The sequence below is a fragment of the Streptomyces sp. C genome (genome assembly GCF_000158895.1).
Lineage (GTDB): Bacteria > Actinomycetota > Actinomycetes > Streptomycetales > Streptomycetaceae > Streptomyces > Streptomyces racemochromogenes.
In genome coordinates, this window is sequence record NZ_GG657750.1 from 1,808,939 (window position 1) to 1,811,854 (window position 2,916).

Annotated in this window: 5 protein-coding genes; 3 read left to right on the forward strand and 2 right to left on the reverse strand. The window is 75.1% G+C overall.

The features are described from left to right. Positions 1–30: 30 nt before the first annotated feature. Both SSNG_RS07965 and SSNG_RS07970 read right to left on the reverse strand, forming a co-directional pair. Entirely contained in the window at positions 31–1,119 is a 1,089-nt protein-coding gene (locus SSNG_RS07965) for a prephenate dehydrogenase (RefSeq protein WP_007263293.1), read from the reverse strand. A gap of 127 nt (positions 1,120–1,246) precedes the next feature. Next, a complete protein-coding gene (locus tag SSNG_RS07970; RefSeq protein WP_007263294.1) occupies positions 1,247–1,717 on the reverse strand; it encodes a YidB family protein in 471 nt (156 codons plus the stop codon). Between the two features lie 144 nt (positions 1,718–1,861). Here SSNG_RS07970 and SSNG_RS07975 point away from each other — a divergent pair, with 144 nt between their 5' ends. The 3 genes from SSNG_RS07975 to SSNG_RS07985 all read left to right on the forward strand — a co-directional run. Continuing rightward, positions 1,862–2,197 (forward strand): DUF952 domain-containing protein, encoded by a 336-nt coding sequence (locus SSNG_RS07975; protein WP_007263295.1) that lies wholly within the window; start codon positions 1,862–1,864, stop codon positions 2,195–2,197. Between the two features lie 85 nt (positions 2,198–2,282). Beyond that, the gene (locus SSNG_RS07980) at positions 2,283–2,750 is read left to right on the forward strand and encodes a Rieske (2Fe-2S) protein (protein WP_007263296.1); all 468 of its coding nucleotides are present in this window, start codon (positions 2,283–2,285) and stop codon (positions 2,748–2,750) included. A gap of 28 nt (positions 2,751–2,778) precedes the next feature. Then, a partial coding sequence (locus SSNG_RS07985; RefSeq protein WP_007263297.1) for a nucleotidyltransferase domain-containing protein occupies positions 2,779–2,916 on the forward strand: 138 nt, incomplete at its 3' end.

The following is a 2,916-nucleotide window of genomic DNA, read 5'->3' on the forward strand; positions in this document are numbered from 1 at the left end:
CCGGCGGCGGGGAGCCGCCGCCGGGGACGGCTACCGCTGCCGCAGCGCCCAGCCGCGCTCGCGGAGCTCGGTGGTCAGGGCGGCGACCGCCCGGGGTTCCACCATGAGCTGCACCAGACCGGCCTGCTGGCCGGTGGCGTGCTCGATCCGCACGTCCTCGATGTTGACCCCGGCGCGGCCGGCGTCCGCGAAGATCCGCGCCAGCTCGCCGGGCTTGTCGCTGATGAACACGCCCACGGTCTCGTACGCCATGGGCGCCGCGCCGTGCTTGCCGGGGACCCGGACCCGGCCGGCGTTGCCGCGCTTGAGGACGTCCTCGATGCCGGCCGCGCCGCCCTTGCGCTCGGTCTCGTCGGCGGACTGGAGGCCGCGCAGCGCCTCGACGGTCTCCGCCAGGTCGGCGGCGATGCCCGCCAGGACGTCGGCCACCGGTCCCGGGTTGGCCGAGAGGATCTCCACCCACATCCGGGGGTCGGAGGCCGCGATGCGGGTGACGTCGCGGATGCCCTGCCCGCACAGCCGGACGGCCGTCTCGTCGGCCTCCTCCAGGCGGGCGGCGACCATGCTGGAGACCAGTTGCGGGGTGTGGGAGACGAGCGCCACCGCCCGGTCGTGGGCGTCGGCGTCCATCACGACGGGGACGGCCCGGCACAGCGCGACGAGTTCCAGGGCGAGGTTGAGGACCTCGTGGTCGGTCTCCCGGGTCGGGGTCAGCACCCAGGGCCGGCCCTCGAACAGGTCGGCCGTCGCGGCCAGCGGGCCGGAGCGCTCCTTGCCGGCCATGGGGTGGGTGCCGATGTAGGCGGAGGTGTCGGCGCCCAGCGCGGCGAGCTCGCGGCGTGGGCCGCCCTTGACGCTGGCCACGTCCACGTAGGCGCGGGCGAGGCCGCGTCCGATGGCGTCGGCCAGGGCGGCGGCGACGTGGGCCGGCGGTACGGCGACGATGGCGAGGTCCACCTGGCCCTCGGGGGCGTCGTCGGTGCCGGCGCCCAGGGCGGCGGCCGTGCGGGCCTGCGCCGGGTCGTTGTCGACGAGGTGGACGCTGATGCCGCGGGCGGTCAGGGCGAGCGCCGCGGAGGTGCCGATCAGTCCGGTTCCGATGACGACGGCGGTTCTCACGGGTGCTCCAAGGGTGATCACGTAACGACGGGCCGGGCCTGACTCAGGGTAGCCACTCGGTACCGCGGAAGGACCCGGCGGTCCGCCCTGTGGACGGTGCCGGGTCCTCGCGGACGCTCTCGCCGGGTCAGAGGTTCTGCTTGCGGATGATCTCCTCCAGCGACTCGGTCGGCACCTGACCGTTCGGGGTCAGCTTGTCGACGGCCTGCGGGAGCGCCTGCGCCAGCTGGTCGGCGGCCTCGTCGGGGCTGACGCCCGCCTGCCGGGCGGCCTGCTGGAGGGCGTCGTCGTCCAGCGCCTCCTTGATCTGGGAACCGCTCACGGGCTGGTTCTCCCCGGTGCCGATCCAGGACTGCGCCTGGTCGCCGAGGCCGGACGTGGTCAGCATGTCCAGCAGCCCGCCGAGGGGGTTGTCCGCCCCTGCGGCCTGGGCGCCCGCGGCCTGGGCGCCCGCGGCACCGCCGCCGCCCAGCAGGGCGCCGAGCAGCGCGCCGAGGACGTTGCCCCCGCCGCCGGCCGGGCCGCCGCTGCCGCCGCTGCCGCCCTGGCCGCCGCCGAGGAGTCCGCCGAGGAGTGAACCGAGGTCATTGCCCGCCATGGTCCTGTTTGCCTTTCGAAGGGGGGCCGGGCGCACGCGCGTCAGCGGCGGGCCCGGCTTCGAGACACGGACAATGTCACCCGGATCATCCGGTACCGCCACCTGGCGCACGGCTGTCCGGGACGGTGCGGTAGAACCACCGGCATGATCTTCCACATCGTTCCGCTCGCCGACTGGAGCGCCGCTCCCGGGTCCCCGTACGCCCCCGGCTCGCTCGCCGCCGAGGGCTTCGTGCACTGTTCGGCGGACCGGCCCACCGTGCTCGCCATCGCGGACTCCCACTACCGCGAGGTGCCCGGCGTCCTGCTCGCCGTGGAGCTCGACGAGGCGGCCCTGGCGGCGGAGGTCCGCCGGACCGGCCCCGGCGACCCGTACCCCCACGTCCACGGGCCGTTGAACCGCGACGCCGTGATCCGCGTGTGGGAGGTCGTACGCACTCCCGGCGGCCCGGCGGACCTCGCCCCCTGGCAGCCGGAGTGAGACGGACGGTGTGGCGGGCTTCTCCTGGGGCCCGCCGCACGCCAGGATGCACCTCGCATCCCGGCCATCCAGCAAGGAGCCCCGCATGACCGAATCGAACACCGCCCGGCGCACCGTACTGGCGGCCGGAGCCGCCGTCCTGGCGGGCGGCACCCTCGCCGCCTGCGGGTCCGACGCGGAGAAGCCCGACACCGGCGCCGGCAACGCCTCCGCCCCTCAGACGGGCGGCGCGTCCCCCGGGGCCTCGGCGCCGGGCGCGGTCGCGGAGCCGCTGGTGAAGTCCTCCGCGGTACCGGTCGGCGGCGGCACCGTCATCAAGGAGCAGAAGGTGGTGGTCACCCAGCCAACGGCCGGCTCCTTCCGCTGCTTCACGGCCGTCTGCCCGCACCAGGGCTGCCTGGTGGACAAGGTCGAGAACGGCACGATCGACTGCCCCTGCCACGGCAGCAAGTTCAAGGTCGCCGACGGGGCCGTGGCCCACGGGCCGGCGGTCAAGCCGCTCGCGGAGAAGAAGATCACCGTGTCGCCGGAGGGGGAAATCTCGCTCGCCTAGCGGGCGCGCCGCCGCCTACCCTCCCGGGATGGACGACCTCACCCTGGTCCGGGACCACACGATCTACGCCTGCGTGATGGGCTCCCGCGCCTTCGGGCTGGCCACGGAGGCGAGCGACACCGACCGGCGCGGTGTCTACCTCGCCCCCACGCCGCTCTTCTGGCGG